This window comes from Rhodococcus sp. IEGM 1318 (assembly GCF_033142465.1).
Classification (GTDB): Bacteria; Actinomycetota; Actinomycetes; order Mycobacteriales; family Mycobacteriaceae; genus Rhodococcus_F; species Rhodococcus_F qingshengii_B.
The window spans coordinates 168,960-183,681 of record NZ_JAWLSC010000014.1 but is presented as its reverse complement, the minus strand read 5'-3'; the positions used below and the strand labels follow the sequence as shown (position 1 = coordinate 183,681).

General features: G+C 62.3%; 16 protein-coding genes. 1 reads left to right on the top strand and 15 read right to left on the bottom strand.

The window, feature by feature from the left end; translation table 11 throughout:
• Positions 1-341 precede the first annotated feature (341 nt).
• Positions 342-1,601: a UDP-N-acetylglucosamine 1-carboxyvinyltransferase gene (murA, locus tag R4P65_RS27845; protein WP_095971611.1), complete on the bottom strand. Its 1,260-nt coding sequence runs from the start codon at positions 1,599-1,601 to the stop codon at positions 342-344.
• A gap of 54 nt (positions 1,602-1,655) precedes the next feature.
• On the opposite strand from murA, the gene R4P65_RS27840 reads away from it, so the two are divergent.
• Complete coding sequence (locus R4P65_RS27840) at positions 1,656-2,228, top strand: cob(I)yrinic acid a,c-diamide adenosyltransferase (RefSeq protein WP_230817065.1); 573 nt, start codon at positions 1,656-1,658, stop codon at positions 2,226-2,228.
• A gap of 10 nt (positions 2,229-2,238) precedes the next feature.
• Here the strand turns inward: R4P65_RS27840 and R4P65_RS27835 are convergent, their stop codons facing one another.
• From R4P65_RS27835 to prmC, 14 genes are all read right to left on the bottom strand, one after another.
• Positions 2,239-2,661, bottom strand: coding sequence for a DUF2550 domain-containing protein (locus R4P65_RS27835; RefSeq protein ID WP_230817064.1), 423 nt, complete (start codon positions 2,659-2,661; stop codon positions 2,239-2,241).
• A 49-nt stretch (positions 2,662-2,710) separates the two neighbouring features.
• Entirely contained in the window at positions 2,711-3,079 is a 369-nt protein-coding gene (locus R4P65_RS27830; protein ID WP_003941287.1) for a F0F1 ATP synthase subunit epsilon, read from the bottom strand.
• 6 nt (positions 3,080-3,085) lie between these two features.
• Complete coding sequence (gene atpD / locus R4P65_RS27825) at positions 3,086-4,537, bottom strand: F0F1 ATP synthase subunit beta (protein WP_003941349.1); 1,452 nt, start codon at positions 4,535-4,537, stop codon at positions 3,086-3,088.
• Between the two features lie 3 nt (positions 4,538-4,540).
• Positions 4,541-5,524, bottom strand: a complete 984-nt coding sequence (locus R4P65_RS27820) for a F0F1 ATP synthase subunit gamma (RefSeq protein WP_003941320.1) — start codon at positions 5,522-5,524, stop codon at positions 4,541-4,543.
• A gap of 48 nt (positions 5,525-5,572) precedes the next feature.
• Complete coding sequence (atpA, locus tag R4P65_RS27815) at positions 5,573-7,216, bottom strand: F0F1 ATP synthase subunit alpha (RefSeq protein WP_317828908.1); 1,644 nt, start codon at positions 7,214-7,216, stop codon at positions 5,573-5,575.
• Positions 7,217-7,278: 62 nt separating this feature from the next.
• Positions 7,279-8,103: a F0F1 ATP synthase subunit delta gene (locus R4P65_RS27810; protein ID WP_003941304.1), complete on the bottom strand. Its 825-nt coding sequence runs from the start codon at positions 8,101-8,103 to the stop codon at positions 7,279-7,281.
• 5 nt (positions 8,104-8,108) lie between these two features.
• The gene (locus R4P65_RS27805; protein ID WP_003941337.1) at positions 8,109-8,669 is read right to left on the bottom strand and encodes a F0F1 ATP synthase subunit B; all 561 of its coding nucleotides are present in this window, start codon (positions 8,667-8,669) and stop codon (positions 8,109-8,111) included.
• A 7-nt stretch (positions 8,670-8,676) separates the two neighbouring features.
• A complete protein-coding gene (locus R4P65_RS27800) occupies positions 8,677-8,919 on the bottom strand; it encodes an ATP synthase F0 subunit C (protein ID WP_003941327.1) in 243 nt (80 codons plus the stop codon).
• A gap of 83 nt (positions 8,920-9,002) precedes the next feature.
• On the bottom strand, positions 9,003-9,830 hold the full coding sequence (gene atpB, locus R4P65_RS27795) for a F0F1 ATP synthase subunit A (RefSeq protein ID WP_042445557.1): 828 nt from the start codon (positions 9,828-9,830) through the stop codon (positions 9,003-9,005).
• 280 nt (positions 9,831-10,110) lie between these two features.
• Positions 10,111-10,581, bottom strand: a complete 471-nt coding sequence (locus tag R4P65_RS27790) for a hypothetical protein (RefSeq protein ID WP_411742595.1) — start codon at positions 10,579-10,581, stop codon at positions 10,111-10,113.
• Between the two features lie 32 nt (positions 10,582-10,613).
• Positions 10,614-11,801 carry an MraY family glycosyltransferase gene (locus tag R4P65_RS27785; RefSeq protein ID WP_317828907.1) on the bottom strand — a complete coding sequence of 396 codons (1,188 nt, stop codon included), beginning with the start codon at positions 11,799-11,801 and terminating at the stop codon, positions 10,614-10,616.
• Positions 11,798-13,123 (bottom strand): serine hydroxymethyltransferase, encoded by a 1,326-nt coding sequence (gene glyA, locus R4P65_RS27780; RefSeq protein WP_317828906.1) that lies wholly within the window; start codon positions 13,121-13,123, stop codon positions 11,798-11,800. Before glyA ends, R4P65_RS27785 begins: the two co-directional genes overlap by 4 nt.
• 2 nt (positions 13,124-13,125) lie before the next feature.
• Complete coding sequence (locus tag R4P65_RS27775) at positions 13,126-13,788, bottom strand: L-threonylcarbamoyladenylate synthase (RefSeq protein WP_317828905.1); 663 nt, start codon at positions 13,786-13,788, stop codon at positions 13,126-13,128.
• Positions 13,785-14,717, bottom strand: a complete 933-nt coding sequence (prmC, locus tag R4P65_RS27770; protein WP_230817058.1) for a peptide chain release factor N(5)-glutamine methyltransferase — start codon at positions 14,715-14,717, stop codon at positions 13,785-13,787. Before prmC ends, R4P65_RS27775 begins: the two co-directional genes overlap by 4 nt.
• Between the last annotated feature and the right edge of the window lie 5 nt (positions 14,718-14,722).

Here is a 14,722-nt window from a genome sequence, read left to right as displayed (position 1 = left end):
CCTATGGCCGCCGCTCCGGGGCAACTTTTCCAGCCTATCCCATCATGATCATCGGCGCAAACCGCTGAACATCCGGGTAAGAACTGAAGGTGAAGCACAACCATACATGATTGAAACTACTTCGAAATTTGGTCAGGCACTTCGTACAACCTCGTGTCACTCACCCTCGCAGGTGGGAGTCGGTGTCCGTGTCGCTCTGACTTGGAATAAGTTACGCGAACCTTCGATCAATTCACAAATCGCCTGGTCACAACACCGGTTCACCAGCCAAGGCCAGGTCAAACAGTTGAGCCTTTCCGCCAACTGCGAATAGGCCCGAGTGTGACGCCGAGCACCGATACCTATTCGGTGCCCACCCGCTCGATCACTCCCCCGAGTCCACGGAGATTCTCGACGAATCGCGGGTACCCACGGTCGATATGGAAGATGTCGTGAACTTCGGTAGTCCCGTCCGCGACCAACCCGGCAAGCACGAGCCCGGCGCCAGCCCGAATGTCCGAAGACCACACCGGCGCACTCGACAACACCGGAACGCCGCGGATCACAGCATGGTGACCATCAGTACGAGCGTCGGCGCCCAGTCGGATCATTTCCTCGACAAATCGGAAACGTGATTCGAACACGTTCTCGGTGATCATCGACGTGCCTTCGGCAACCGCAGCCAAGCCGATTGCCATCGGCTGCAGGTCGGTGGGGAATCCGGGATAAGGCAAGGTTGCGAAATTGACCGCCTTAGGCCGTTCGCGCTGGATGACACGGAAGCCGTCGACCTCGGGCGTCACCTCCGCGCCGGCTGTCCGAAGCTTGTCGAGGACCAGTCCGAGATGCTTGTGGTTGACCCCGCGAACGCGGACGTCGCCCCTGGTCATCGATGCTGCGACACCCCACGTTGCCGCGACGATCCGGTCACCGATGACACGATGCGTAGTCGGTTCCAGCTTGCGGACGCCTTGAATGGTGAGCGTCGAACTTCCGCCGCCCGACACCTTGGCACCCATCTCGTTGAGCATGTTGCACAGATCCACGATCTCGGGCTCGCGTGCAGCGTTGTCGATCACTGTCTCACCACGGGCGAGGACCGCTGCCATCAAGATGTTCTCGGTTGCACCCACCGACGGGAACACCAGGCGAATATTCGCGCCGTGCAGGTCATCTGCCTCGGCAACTACACATCCATGCTCGATCTCGCTGCGCGCACCCAACAGGCGGAGCCCGGATTGGTGCATGTCGAGGGGCCTCGAACCGATGGCGTCACCGCCAGGCAAGGCGACAACAGCGCGTCGACAACGCGCTACCAGCGGACCAAGCACACACACCGACGCTCGAAACTGTTTCACCGCGTCGAAGTCAGCGTGATACTTCGGCTCGGCCGGCGTCGTGATGCGCACTTCGGAGTCTTCGAGTTCAACTTCGCAGCCCAGACCTCGCAGAACGTCCGCCATCAGGGGTACGTCGAGAATGTCCGGACAGTTGGTCACGACAGTTGTGCCTTCGGCCAACAGCGCAGCGGCCATCAGCTTCAACACACTGTTCTTGGCCCCTCCCACCAGTACTTCACCTTCGAGGCGGTTACCCCCGGTCACAAGAAAGTGCTCACTCACGGTTCACAGCCTAGAGCCACAACTTCGTCGGCACCGCGCCGGTACCGTAGCCCTATGTCTGTTCACCTGACGAAGATCTACACCCGCACCGGCGACGACGGGACCACGGGCCTCAGCGATTTTTCCCGCGTGTCCAAGAACGATCCGCGTCTGATCGCCTACGCGGATTGCGACGAGACCAATGCAGCGATTGGTGTGGCCGTTGCCCTCGGCACTCCCCCGGAGAATCTCCTCGCAATGCTGCGCCAGATCCAGAACGACCTCTTCGACGCAGGGGCCGACTTGTCCACCCCCGTGGTCGAGAACCCGAAGTACCCGCCGCTACGAGTGACTCAGGCCTACATCGATCGACTCGAAGGCTGGTGCGATGAACTCAATGAGCAACTGGAACCGTTGAATTCGTTCATTCTGCCGGGCGGAACTGCCCTGGGAGCCCTGCTTCACGTAGCAAGAACCGTCTCGCGGCGTGCGGAGCGTGCAGCCTGGTCCGCCATCCATGCGAACCCGGAAGACACGAGCGTCCTCCCCGCGAAATACCTCAACAGATTGTCGGATCTGCTCTTCATCATGGGAAGAGTGGCAAATCCTGAAGGCGATGTGCTCTGGAAGCCCGGCGCCGGGGCTTGAGCGGCACCGGTCAGGCGGTGCGTCGCCTACGGGCGCGCCCGTCCGGCCGCGATTCGACCCAGGACAGGAACGCTGTCAATGCTCCACTGTCCAAGGCAATTTCGTAGGCCGACGAGCCGTCGTTGACCTTGACCACGACGATGTCGTCGCTCATGATGTCGAATTCGGTACCCGAGGGAGAGCGACGGCTCTCGACCTCGATACCTTGACGATCAATCCTGGAGTCCGGGCCTGGCCGCAGACTCGACAGTTTGAAAAAGACGAAGGTGGTTTCGCCGTAGCGAATGATTCCGTGACGCCACCCGCTGTCCCCCGGGGATGGCAGAACACGAAGCAGTGCAGCGGTACCGCCGCGACGTAGAACCAGCAGACGATACAGAAAAGCCGCGACGAGAACCGCGAGCAGCACAACCAGAATGATCAACACAGTCATTCCGAATGTCACTGTTCGTCGGCTCCCGTCGCGGCTTTACTCGAGTAACTTACGCGCGCTCGACGGCCCGGAGCTGACCCTTGGCGACCGCAATCGCTTCGAGGTCGCCCGAGTTCTCAGCCAAGACAGCCTTGGCTGCCTCGACGTCGATGTCCTGTGCCATGTCCGCGGACTCGGCAAGGATCGTCACCGTCGTCGCAGTGACGGAGAGGAACCCTCCGTGTACTGCAGCAACGATACGCTCGCCGTCGACCGAGGTGATCGACACGGTTCCGCCCTCGATCAGCTGGCCGAGGACCGGCTCATGCCCAGGCATGATTCCGATTTCACCCTCGGTGGTCTGAGCGCTGACCAGCGTCGCCGAACCAGACCACAAGCGCTGCTCGACGGCAACGAGTTCTACGGTCATCTCAGCCATCGTGGACTACTTCCCGGCCATCTTCTTGGCTGCAGCCTCGACGTCGTCGAGTCCACCGCAGCTGTTGAATGCCTGCTCGGGCAGGTGATCGAACTCGCCCTTGCAGACGCGGTCGAAGGCTTCGATCGTGTCGCGGAGCGGCACGACGGAGCCGGGCTCACCGGTGAACTTCTCGGCAACGATGAAGTTCTGGCCGAGGAACTTCTGGATACGACGGGCGCGGCCGACGAGGACCTTGTCCTCTTCCTGAAGCTCGTCCATACCGAGGATGGCGATGATGTCCTGCAGTTCCTTGTACTTCTGCAGGATGCGCTTGACCTCGTTGGCAACGCGGAAGTGCTCTGCACCGACGATGCCGGGCTCCAGGATGCGGGAGGTCGAGCTCAGCGGATCCACAGCGGGGTAGATACCCATCTGCGAAATCGGGCGCGAGAGCTCGGTGGTGGCATCGAGGTGCGCGAACGTCGTAGCCGGTGCGGGGTCGGTGTAGTCGTCGGCGGGCACGTAAATAGCCTGCAGCGAGGTGATCGAGCGACCGCGGGTCGAGGTGATGCGCTCCTGCAGCTCACCCATCTCGTCCGCCAGCGTGGGCTGGTAGCCCACTGCCGAAGGCATACGGCCGAGGAGGGTGGAAACCTCGGAACCTGCCTGCGTGAAGCGGAAGATGTTGTCGATGAACAACAGGACGTCCTGGCCCTGAACGTCGCGGAAGTACTCCGCCATCGTCAGTGCGGACAGGGCGACGCGCATACGCGTTCCGGGCGGCTCGTCCATCTGGCCGAAGACAAGGGCGGTGTCCTGGAGGACGCCCATCTCTTCCATTTCCAGGTGGAGGTCGGTGCCCTCACGGGTACGCTCACCGACGCCTGCGAACACCGAGGTGCCCGAGAACTCGCGAGCGATACGCGTGATCATTTCCTGGATCAGAACGGTCTTGCCGACGCCGGCGCCACCGAACAGGCCGATCTTTCCGCCCTTGACGTACGGGGTGAGAAGGTCGATGACCTTGATGCCGGTCTCGAGGATCTCGGTCTTACCTTCGAGCTGATCGAAGGCTGGTGGCTTGCGGTGGATGCCCCACTGCTCGCCGTCGCGGCCGAGGCCCGGGGTGTCGAGGCAATCGCCCAGTGCGTTGAACACGTGGCCCTTGACGACGTCACCGACGGGAACCGAGATCGGCTTTCCCGAGTCGGTCACTGCAGTGCCGCGGACGAGGCCGTCGGTGGGCTGCATGGAGACGGTGCGGACCAGGTTGTCACCGAGGTGCTGTGCAACCTCGAGCGTCAGCGTCTTGGCGACCGAGGGAAGCGTGATCTCGGCGTTCAGGGCGTTGAACAGTTCAGGAACAGCGCCACGCGGGAATTCAACGTCCACGACGGGACCGATGACCCGCACGACGCGGCCGGCTACGGCCGAAGCCGAACCTGCCCCGTTGTTTTCGGTTACTGCTGCGGTCATGTGCTAGTCACTTCCTGCGCTCGAGGCGAGCGCGTTGGCGCCGCCGACGATCTCGCTGATTTCCTGGGTGATCTGGGCCTGGCGAGCCTGGTTGGCCTGACGGCTCAACGTGTTCACCAGTTCGTTTGCGTTGTCCGTCGCGGCCTTCATAGCTGTACGACGGGCTGCCGACTCCGATGCCGCAGCATCGAGAAGCGACGAGAAGATACGAGTGCTGACGTACTTCGGGAGAAGAGCACCGAGAAGCTTCTCGGGCTCGGGCTCGAAGCTGAAGTCCGCGACGGGGCCATTGTCATGGTCGTCGTCGTGGCCGTTGGTCAGCATGTCGTCACCGAGTTCGATGCGCTCTTCCGACACGAAGACCTCGAGAGGAGCCATACGGCGAACCTCGGGAGTCTGCGTCAGCATCGACACGAAGCGGGTGTAGACGATATGGAGTTCGTCGACGCCCTCGATCGTGCCTTCACCGTTCGGAGCGGCAACCTGGTTACCCGAACCAGCCATGAACAGCTCCACCAGGTGGCGGCTGGCCTTCGCTGCATCCGAGTAACCCGGATCCTGCGAGAAGCCCGTCCACGCAGCACCGATGTCGCGGCCGCGGAACGTGTAGTAGCCGAGTCCCTTGGAACCGAGCACGTAGACGACCGGCTCCTTGCCCTCGCTGCGGAGGAGAGCCATGAGCTCTTCTGCCTGCTTGAGGACGTTGGAGTTGTAGCCACCACACATGCCGCGGTCACTGGTGACAACAAGCACAGCAGCCCGCTTGGGCTCCGGACGCTCGTTGAGCAACGGGTGATCGAGCGAAGCAGACGCACTCGCCAATTCGGTGAGTACCTTCGTGATCTCCTCGGCATACGGCTTGGACGCGGCGACGCGAATCTGAGCCTTGGTGATACGCGAAGTCGCGATCAGTTCCTGTGCCTTGGTGATCTTCTTGGTCGAGTTGACCGACTTGATACGAGACCGCAATTCGAGAATGCTCGCCATCGATCAATCACTCTCCCTTCGGAATTCGCAGTGTCATGGGCGCGTACGTCACTTGCTGACGGTCTTGCGCTTGACGTTGATCTGCTCGTTCGCGACCTCGTCGGCGCCCAAAGCGTCAGCCTCGGCTTCGTTCACGACCCGGCTTCCGTCGGATGCGATGAAGCCTTCCTTGAACTTGTTCGTTGCAGCGATCAGCTCAGCAGCGTTGTCGGCATCGAGTGCCTTACCGCCGTTGATGCTGGAGTAGACGCTTGCAGCCGAGTGCTTGAGGTCTTCGAGCAGTTCCTTCTCGAAGCGACGGACGTCGCCGATCGGAACGCTGTCGAAGATGCCTTCGCCTGCGAGGTAGATCGAGACGATCTGGTCCTCGACGGGGATCGGGCTGTACTGATCCTGCTTGAGCAGCTCGACCAGACGGGCACCGCGCTCGAGCTGAGCCTTGGAGGCAGCGTCGAGGTCGGATGCGAAGGCGGAGAACGCTTCGAGCTCACGGAACTGAGCCAGTTCCAGACGCAGCGAACCGGAAACCTTCTTCATGCCCTTGGTCTGTGCAGCGCCACCGACGCGGGAGACCGAGATACCGACGTTGATCGCGGGGCGAACGCCCTTGTTGAACAGGTCGGACTCGAGGAACACCTGACCGTCGGTGATGGAGATGACGTTGGTCGGGATGTATGCCGAGACGTCGTTCGCCTTGGTCTCAATGATCGGCAGAGCCGTCAGCGAGCCACCGCCGAGTGCGTCGGACAGCTTCGCCGAACGCTCCAGCAGACGGGAGTGCAAGTAGAAGACGTCACCGGGGTAAGCCTCGCGTCCCGGCGGGCGACGCAGCAGGAGCGAGATGGCGCGGTACGCCTCTGCCTGCTTGGTCAGGTCGTCGAACACGACCAGAACGTGCTTGCCCTGGTACATCCAGTGCTGGCCGATGGCCGAGCCGGTGTACGGTGCGAGCCACTTGAAGCCTGCGGAATCAGATGCCGGAGCAGCAACGATGGTGGTGTACTCCATCGCGCCCTTCTCCTCGAGGGCAGCCTTGACGCCCGCGATGGTGGAACCCTTCTGACCGATGGCAACGTAGATGCAGCGAACCTGCTTGTTGACATCGCCGGAATCCCAGTTGGCCTTCTGGTTCAGGATGGCGTCGATGCAGACCGCGGTCTTGCCGGTCTTGCGGTCGCCGATGATGAGCTGGCGCTGGCCGCGGCCGATCGGGGTCATGGCGTCGATAGCCTTGATTCCGGTCTGAAGCGGCTCTTCGACCGGCTGGCGCTCGAGCACCGAAGCAGCCTGCAATTCGAGTGCACGGTTCTCGGTGCTCTCGATCTCGCCGAGGCCGTCGATGGGCGCACCCAGCGGGTCGATGACGCGGCCGAGGAAAGCATCGCCGACGGGAACCGACAGAACGTCGCCCGTGCGCTTTACTTCCTGGCCTTCTTGGATGTTCTGGTAATCGCCAAGGATGACGGCACCGATTTCGGTGGCATCCAGGTTGAGCGCGACGCCGACGATTCCACCGGGGAACTCCAACAGCTCGTTGGACATAGCCGAAGGCAGGCCAGAGACGTGCGCAATGCCGTCACTGGTGTCGGTCACTGTGCCGACCTCCTCACGGGAGGCCTCCGGGGAGTAGCTCGCGGTGTAGTTATCGATCGCGCTACGGATCTCGTCGGAGGAGATCGTCAGCTCCGCCATGTTTTTCCTGCTCTCGGTGTCTGGTCTTCGAAAAGATCTGGAGTATGTGTTCGGCTGAAGGACTACTTGAGGTTCTTCCGCAGTGCTGCGAGTCGACCCGCTGCGCTGCCGTCGATAACCTCGTCGCCCACCCGGACGACCAAGCCGCTGAGGAGTTCTGGATCGACCTCGACGTGTACTGCTACCGGCTTCCCGTAGGTGCGGGTAAGAGTGCTGGCCAAGCGATCCGACTGCTCCGAGCTCAACGCCGAGGCGCTGCGAACGTGAGCAACGGTGGTATCGCGCTGCGCTGCGGCAAGATTCGACAGCTGATCGAAAGTGTCTGCGGGTGCAGACTTCAACCGGCCGACGGCCTGTCCGGCGAGTGCCTCGGTGACCGCGGTGACCTTGCCGTAGAGCAAGCGGGAGAGGAACTCACGCTTGCGGGCTGCGGGAACCGACAGATCCGAGAGCGTCTGCTCCAGGCTGGGATCCCCTGCCACGATGCGACCGAGACGGAAGAGCTCGTCCTCAACGGTGTCCAACTGGCTCTGATCGGCTGCGGCGCGGAGCAGAGCTTCGCGTCCGAGCAGTTCGAGCGAGTTGACCAAGTCGCGGGCCGCAGACCAGTCCTGGCCTGCAGCTGCCTTCACGGTGGCGAGCGCCTCGGCGCCGACCTTTCCGGAGAACAACTGCTCTGCCAAAGCCTGGCGACCAGCGGCCGGTGCCGAAGCGTCAGCCAGCGCGCTGCGAAGAGCGCGCTGGCCGTCGAGTACCTCGACCACCGAGAAGAGCTCGGACCCAGCCTGAGCAGAAGCAGCAGTTGCGGCTCCTGCAGAGACGGCGCCCAGGGCACTGCTCAGCGCAGAACGAGTCTGCGCCAAGGCTTCACGGCTCGCTGCGTACATGTTGCTCACTTCCTGGCTGAATCAGCGCTGACGGTGTCGAGCTCGTTGAGGAAACGATCAACCGTTCCGGCGCGCTTCACGTCGTCGGCGAGGGACTCCCCGATGACCTTCTCGGCCAGGTCTACAGCGGTCTTGCCGAGATCCGAGCGGAGCTCAGCGACGATCTGCTGACGCTGGGCGACGAGCTGGCTGTGACCTGCGGCCACGATGCGGTCGCTCTCGTCCTGCGCCTGAACCTTCATGTCAGCGATGATCTGCTGACCCTGGGTACGCGCTTCCTCACGGATCTGCGCTGCCTCGGTACGAGCTTCGGCGAGCTGTGCGCGGTACTGCTCGAGCGCTGCTGCTGCCTCCGCCTGTGCGTCTTCGGCTTTCTTGATGCCGCCCTCGATCTGCTCGGTGCGTTCGGCCAAGACCTTCTGGAACTTCGGAAGAACGAGCTTCCAGAAGACGAAGCCAACTACTACGAGCGCGACCGCGGACCACACGATGTCGTATGTCTCGGGGATGAGGGGATTGTGTTCAGTCGTCCCCTCCGCCGCGAGAATTGCGATGGTGGCTGCCATGTCGGTCTTAGAAGATGAAGCCGGCGACGAGGCCGATCAGCGCGAGGGCCTCGGTGAATGCAATACCGAGGAACATGGTGGTACGAACCTGGCCGGCCATCTCGGGCTGGCGGACCATGCCTTCGATTGCCTTGCCCACAACGATGCCCACGCCGATGCCGGGGCCGATTGCTGCGAGGCCGTAGCCGATGGCTCCGTAGCCGCGCGACTTGGTCTCGACAACTTCCTGAGCGAGGTAAGCGATGCTCATGGTGTTCCATTCCCTTTCTGTTGACCTCCGCCGGATTCGGCAAGAGGCTCAGTTCTTGGTGTAGCTGGTGAGGAGGTAAAAGGTCAGTGCTCGTCGGCGTGGAGCGCCAGATCGATGTACACCGCGGTCAGCAACGCGAACACGTAAGCCTGCAGGAAGATGACCAGCAGCTCGAAGAACGTGAATGCGATACCGGCAATGATCGACGGAACACCGAAGATCGCCTGGAATCCGCCGGACACGAAGAAGAAGTAGTTCGTCGCGCTGAAGAACAGCACCAGCAGGATGTGGCCGGCCAACATGTTGGCCATGAGACGAACCATCAGCGTGAACGGACGCAGGATGAAGGTCGAGATGAACTCGATGGGCACCAACAGGAAGTGCAAGGGCAACGGGACGCCGGGAACGACGATGCTGCTCTTGACGTACTTGAAGAAGCCGTACTTCTTGATTCCCACGTAGTTGAACACGATGTAGGCGAGCGCTGCGAGTACCAGCGGCATACCGATTCGCGCGTTCGGCGAGATGTTCAGGAAAGGAATGATGCTGGCCAGGTTGCTGGCGACCACGATGAAGAAGATCGTCGTGATGACCGGCAGGAAGCGCTTGCCCTGTTCCTTGCCCAGGATCTCCTCGGCGATGTTGATGCGAACGAAGTCGAGCGCAAGCTCAGCTGCGTTCTGAAGTCCGCGGGGAACCAATCGAGGACTGCGCATCGCGATCACGAAGAAGGCTGCGACCAGTACCGACATCAGCAGACGAATCAGCATCAGACGGTCGAGCTCGAAGGGGCCCGCGTGAATCAACACGGAGGGCGGGAAAAAATCGTCTAGTGACGGCGCATGGAATTCATCCGCGGCCAGGGTGGTGACGCTCAGCGTTCTCTCCCGTAGTCGGTCCGCAGCCATCATTGACTGCGGTTCGATCGGACATTGACGATCTACAAGTCGACAAGTTCGACTCGCGCATTCGTCAGCAGCTGGAGAACCCTAGAGGGGCCTGGCGTCTGTCGGTGTCGGCGACTCTCGTCGACTCAGTGGTCAGAATTTCGACCACCTGCGAGCACATGGCATCGTCGGCTGAGTGTTACTCGGCCCACCATTGCTCTCGCTTGAACCGAACCTTATCAAGTCATCTACGACATTGTGTAGATGGGGTACCTGGAAGTCCGATTAGTTACCTCTTGTAGTACTACTGGTCGTCGTCGACGTTGCTGCTGGGAGTGGGATCGACGTACGGAGTTTTGGTTCCGAGAACGCCGTATGTCTCCGCACCGAGCACGACGACCAGCGACATGATGATGACCAGGACGAGAGCGGTCTTGTTGTAGAAATCCATGTCCGAGAGGACAAAGAGAACAACCATCGCGAGAATCATCTTCAGCAGCCACGTGCCGAGAAGAACGGCGCCAGCCGTGAGCGCAGGCAACTTCGCTGTGAGCAGCACGCCCAGTGCCGTGAACAGAATGAACCCGCCGCCGACGGCTGCTCCGATCAAAGCGCCGTAGACGCCTTCCTTGCCGGCGAAGAGCCCGCCCAGGAGCGCGCCGACCACGGCCAGCGCGATCAGCCCCATCACACCCCACTTCACGGCCGACTTCATGGCGGCGGTCGAATCAGGGATGGGTTGCGAGGCAGGTACAGGCTGCGGCGTGTTCGTCACGATGCCCAAGGGTAATGGATCGGGAAACTTGGCTACCGACGCTGTTGCTTGCGATCGATCAGGGACGGCACCGCGGTGAAGAACAAGGCAATGACCAACCCGGCCGCAACCAGTACGACAACCAGCTGACGATTGAGCAGCGAGGATCCGACGGCACCGAAAGCCAGAACGCTGACCCACAGGTAGATGACCAGCACAACCCGTCGGTGCGTGTGTCCGATTTGCAGGAGGCGATGATGCAGGTGCATCTTGTCCGGACTGAACGGACTGACGCCCGCTTTCGTCCGGCGGATCACGGCCAGGAGCATGTCCAGCATGGGGATGAACATCACAGCTCCGACCAGCAACAACGGCGCGAGAAGGCCGACGAGGTCGCGGGTTCCGTAGGCAGCGAGCGGAATACGACCGGACGCGCTGGTCGAGATCGCAGCCAGCATCAGACCGATCAACATCGACCCGGAATCGCCCATGAAAATGCGCGCTGGATTGAAGTTGTGCGGAAGAAAACCGAGACAAGCGCCTGCCAAGGCTGCCGCGATCATCGCCGGCGGATAGACGCTCGCGTCGCCGCCCTGATCGTGGAGCAGACCGATCGAGAAGATGAGGATCGCCAAGGCCGCGATGAGGCCCAAACCGGCGGCCAATCCGTCGAGACCGTCGACGAAGTTCATCGCGTTGATGGTCGCCACGGCGATAGCCACCGTGAACAGTCCCGATTGAATCTGATCGAGGATGATCGTGGACCCACCGTCTCCACCGAAAGGGTTGTAGATGATGAACCAACTGACGCCCATCACCACAAGAACTCCGGCAGCAGTCACCTGACCCACGAACTTGGTGAGAGCGTCGAGGCCCCACCTGTCGTCGATCACGCCCACGAGGACGATGACGGCGCCCGCGACGAGCGCAGCGTGTACATCTGGACTACCGAAGCCGAAACCTCTTGTGAGCGCCGGTAATTGCTGCGCGAACAGCAGACCGACAGCCATGCCGATGTACATTCCGACGCCACCGAGGCGCGGAATCGGCTCGACGTGAACGTCCCGATCACGAGGAATCGCGACAGCGCCGAACCGCAGCGCCAACAACCGGACAGCGCCAGTCGCCAGGTAGGTCACCACCGCCGCCGTACACAGCACGAGCAAAAGTTCACGGATGGGAACACCCGCTCCCCCGCCACCCTGTGCCAGATACGTGGTCGCCTCGTAGGAAGTGATCACTGCGCGAGATCACCCGTCTGGCGGGCATAGGCAGGCTTTGCCCGGACCAATTCGCGAACGCCGTCGGCAACTGCTGCCAACTCGGCCTCTCCAGACGTGGTGGCGGGGTCCGCGACAACTGCGCGCGCGATCAACTCCCCCACCACGCTCATGTCGGAGCGGTTGAAACCCTGGGTCGTGACGGCCGCAGATCCGACGCGGATTCCGGACGTGACGGCGGGCGACTGCGGATCGAACGGAATCGCGTTCTTGTTGAGCGTGATCGAAGCCAGTCCGCACCTACGCTCGGCGTCGACTCCGGCGACGCCGATTGCGCGCAGGTCGAGAAGCGCCAGATGCGTGTCGGTTCCCCCGGACACGGTGCGCAGACCGCGAGCTTCCAACGACTGCGCGAGTGCCGATGCGTTGGCAACCACTTCCTGTGCATACCAACGATATTCCGGCGTCGACGCCTCTTTGAACGCAACCGCTTTCCCGGCGATCGCATGCATCATCGGGCCGCCTTGAATGAAGGGGAACACCGCACGATCGACAGCCGAGGCATGCTCGCTGCGGCACAGGATCATTCCGCCGCGCGGGCCTCTGAGGACTTTGTGCGTCGTCGCGGAGACGACGTCGGCATAGGGAACGCACGACGGTATCGCCCGACCTGCCACCAGTCCGATGAAGTGGGCGGCGTCGACCCACAGAATCGCACCGACCTCGTCTGCGATCGACCGGAAGGCTGCGAAGTCGATGGTGCGGGAATACGCGGTAGCGCCGGCGACGATGATTTTCGGCTTGTGCGCCAGAGCCAGGGTGCGAACCTCGTCGTAGTCGATCAATTCGGTGGCCGAATCGACGTGATAGGGAACGGTGGTGAACCACTGCCCCGAAAAGCTGACCCGAGACCCGTGAGTCAGATGCCCACCGTGCGGCAGACTCATCGCCAATACGGTGTCGCCGGGCTTGGCGAAAGCGGCATACACCGCGAGATTCGCAGTGGCCCCCGAATGCGGTTGGACGTTGACGTGCTCGGCGCCGAACAGCGCCTTTGCCCGATCGATCGCCAGATTCTCGGCTACGTCGACGTACTCGCACCCGCCGTAGTAACGCCGACCCGGATAGCCCTCGGCGTACTTGTTGCTCAGGGTCGAACCCAAGGCAGCCAGTACGGCAGGGCAGGTGAAGTTCTCGCTCGCGATGAGTTGAAGTCCGTCGCGCTGACGCTCGAGTTCGGCCAGCGCAATAGCCGCGATCTCGGGGTCTGCCGTGGCAAGCTCACCGAAATCCGGTCCCCAGTACTTGGATTCCCCCGCGCGCTCGCCGCCGGCGCCGACCATCGTTACGAAGCTCCCTCTACGAGGCTTTCCGGACTGGTGCCCAATACCTCGGCGATGGATTCTGCCGAGACGGCACCCACTCGCAAGATACGCGGTGAATTGCCGGTCAGGTCGACGATCGTGGAAGCAACGGCGTGTTCGGCCTTGCCTCCGTCGAGGTACACGCTGGCAGATCCGCCGAGCTGATCTCGGGCTTCCTCGACGGTAGTTGCCGGCGGACGCCCCGAAATGTTGGCGCTCGAGACGGCAAGCGGTCCGACATCGCGCAACAATTCGAGGGCAACCGGGTGCAGGGGCATGCGAAGCATGACCGTTCCGCGGGTATCGCCCAGGTCCCAGGCGAGTGAAGGTGCCTGCTCGACGACCAAGCTCAGTCCACCGGGCCAGAACGCGCGGATCAGATCCCGCGCCTGCGGGCGCACGCTGTAGACGAGTCCGTCGATGGTGTTCCACGATCCGACCAGAACCGGGACAGGCATGTCTCGTCCGCGGCCCTTGGCGCGCAACAGACTCGTGACAGCTTCGCTGTCGAACGCGTCGGCGGCGAGTCCGTAAAGGGTGTCGGTAGGGAGAACTACGAGTCGGCCTGCCTTGAGCGCGTTCTTCGCGGCGGCCAAGCCTGCGGTTCGGGAATCTGTCTGACTGCAGTCGTACACGGTGCTCACTCAGCCATCCTTTCACTCTGCGCTTCGGGCGTTCGATTCCGCTGGGCTTCGACGTCGGTGGCGACACGTCTGGCGACGACGAAGCGCGGACGACCGGCAAGATCTGGATGCTGCGCGACCTCGCCGAATACCCGGCGCGCCGAGAACAGCGCAGCGACGCCGTCCCCATTGGTGTCGTCGTGCTCGATGCCTGCCGCGCCGCCGATGCGAAGCCACCGCGCGATGTTGCTGATCATGGGTTTGATGACGGACAGACCGTCGGCACCGCCGAACAGTGCGGTGTGTGGGTCGTAATCGATGACCTCAGGCTGCAATTGCGCGCCTTCGGGGATGTACGGCGGATTGGAAACGACCAGATCGACGCCCCCCTCGAGCCCTGGCAACAGGTTCCGATCGGTGACATCGCCCTGATGCAGATGGATCGGTGTATCACCGGCGGCCTCGCGGTCGGCGGCATTACGACGCGCCCACGCCAGCGCGGCGGGCTCCTTCTCCACGGCGTGCACGACTGCGTCGGGGCGAGCCTCGGCGATGGACAGCGCGAGGACACCCGATCCCGTGCACAGGTCCAGGACTACCGGCGGCTTACTCCCGCAACCTTCGAGGAACGAGAGCGCCCAACCCATGAGCAGTTCGGTTTCGGGCCGTGGAATGAAGACACCCGGACCGACAGCGACGTCGATGTTGCCCATCGACGCGACTCCGATGATGTGCTGCAACGGAATCCGCTTCACTCGTTGCGCAACCAACTCGTCGAACGCCGCGATGACCTCGGGATCGACCAACGGGATCAAACCGAGACGCGTGCGTTCGACGCCGAGCAGGTGGGATGCCAACAACTCGGCGTCGGTGCGTGGGCTGGGCACACCTGCGGCGTCGAGCTGTTTTGCAGCTTCGATCAGCGCCAAACGAAGTGGAAGTCGACTCACGGGTA

What these genes read in the sequence shown, in the direction of transcription:
- R4P65_RS27840 (WP_230817065.1), top strand. Translation starts at nt 1,656, where the DNA reads ATGTCTGTTCACCTGACGAAGATCTACACCCGCACCGGCGACGACGGG.
- R4P65_RS27835 (WP_230817064.1), bottom strand. Translation starts at nt 2,661, where the DNA reads ATGACTGTGTTGATCATTCTGGTTGTGCTGCTCGCGGTTCTCGTCGCG.
- R4P65_RS27830 (WP_003941287.1), bottom strand. Translation starts at nt 3,079, where the DNA reads ATGGCTGAGATGACCGTAGAACTCGTTGCCGTCGAGCAGCGCTTGTGG.
- atpD (WP_003941349.1), bottom strand. Translation starts at nt 4,537, where the DNA reads ATGACCGCAGCAGTAACCGAAAACAACGGGGCAGGTTCGGCTTCGGCC.
- R4P65_RS27820 (WP_003941320.1), bottom strand. Translation starts at nt 5,524, where the DNA reads ATGGCGAGCATTCTCGAATTGCGGTCTCGTATCAAGTCGGTCAACTCG.
- atpA (WP_317828908.1), bottom strand. Translation starts at nt 7,216, where the DNA reads ATGGCGGAGCTGACGATCTCCTCCGACGAGATCCGTAGCGCGATCGAT.
- R4P65_RS27810 (WP_003941304.1), bottom strand. Translation starts at nt 8,103, where the DNA reads ATGTACGCAGCGAGCCGTGAAGCCTTGGCGCAGACTCGTTCTGCGCTG.
- R4P65_RS27805 (WP_003941337.1), bottom strand. Translation starts at nt 8,669, where the DNA reads ATGGCAGCCACCATCGCAATTCTCGCGGCGGAGGGGACGACTGAACAC.
- R4P65_RS27800 (WP_003941327.1), bottom strand. Translation starts at nt 8,919, where the DNA reads ATGAGCATCGCTTACCTCGCTCAGGAAGTTGTCGAGACCAAGTCGCGC.
- atpB (WP_042445557.1), bottom strand. Translation starts at nt 9,830, where the DNA reads ATGATGGCTGCGGACCGACTACGGGAGAGAACGCTGAGCGTCACCACC.
- glyA (WP_317828906.1), bottom strand. Translation starts at nt 13,123, where the DNA reads ATGGTCGGCGCCGGCGGCGAGCGCGCGGGGGAATCCAAGTACTGGGGA.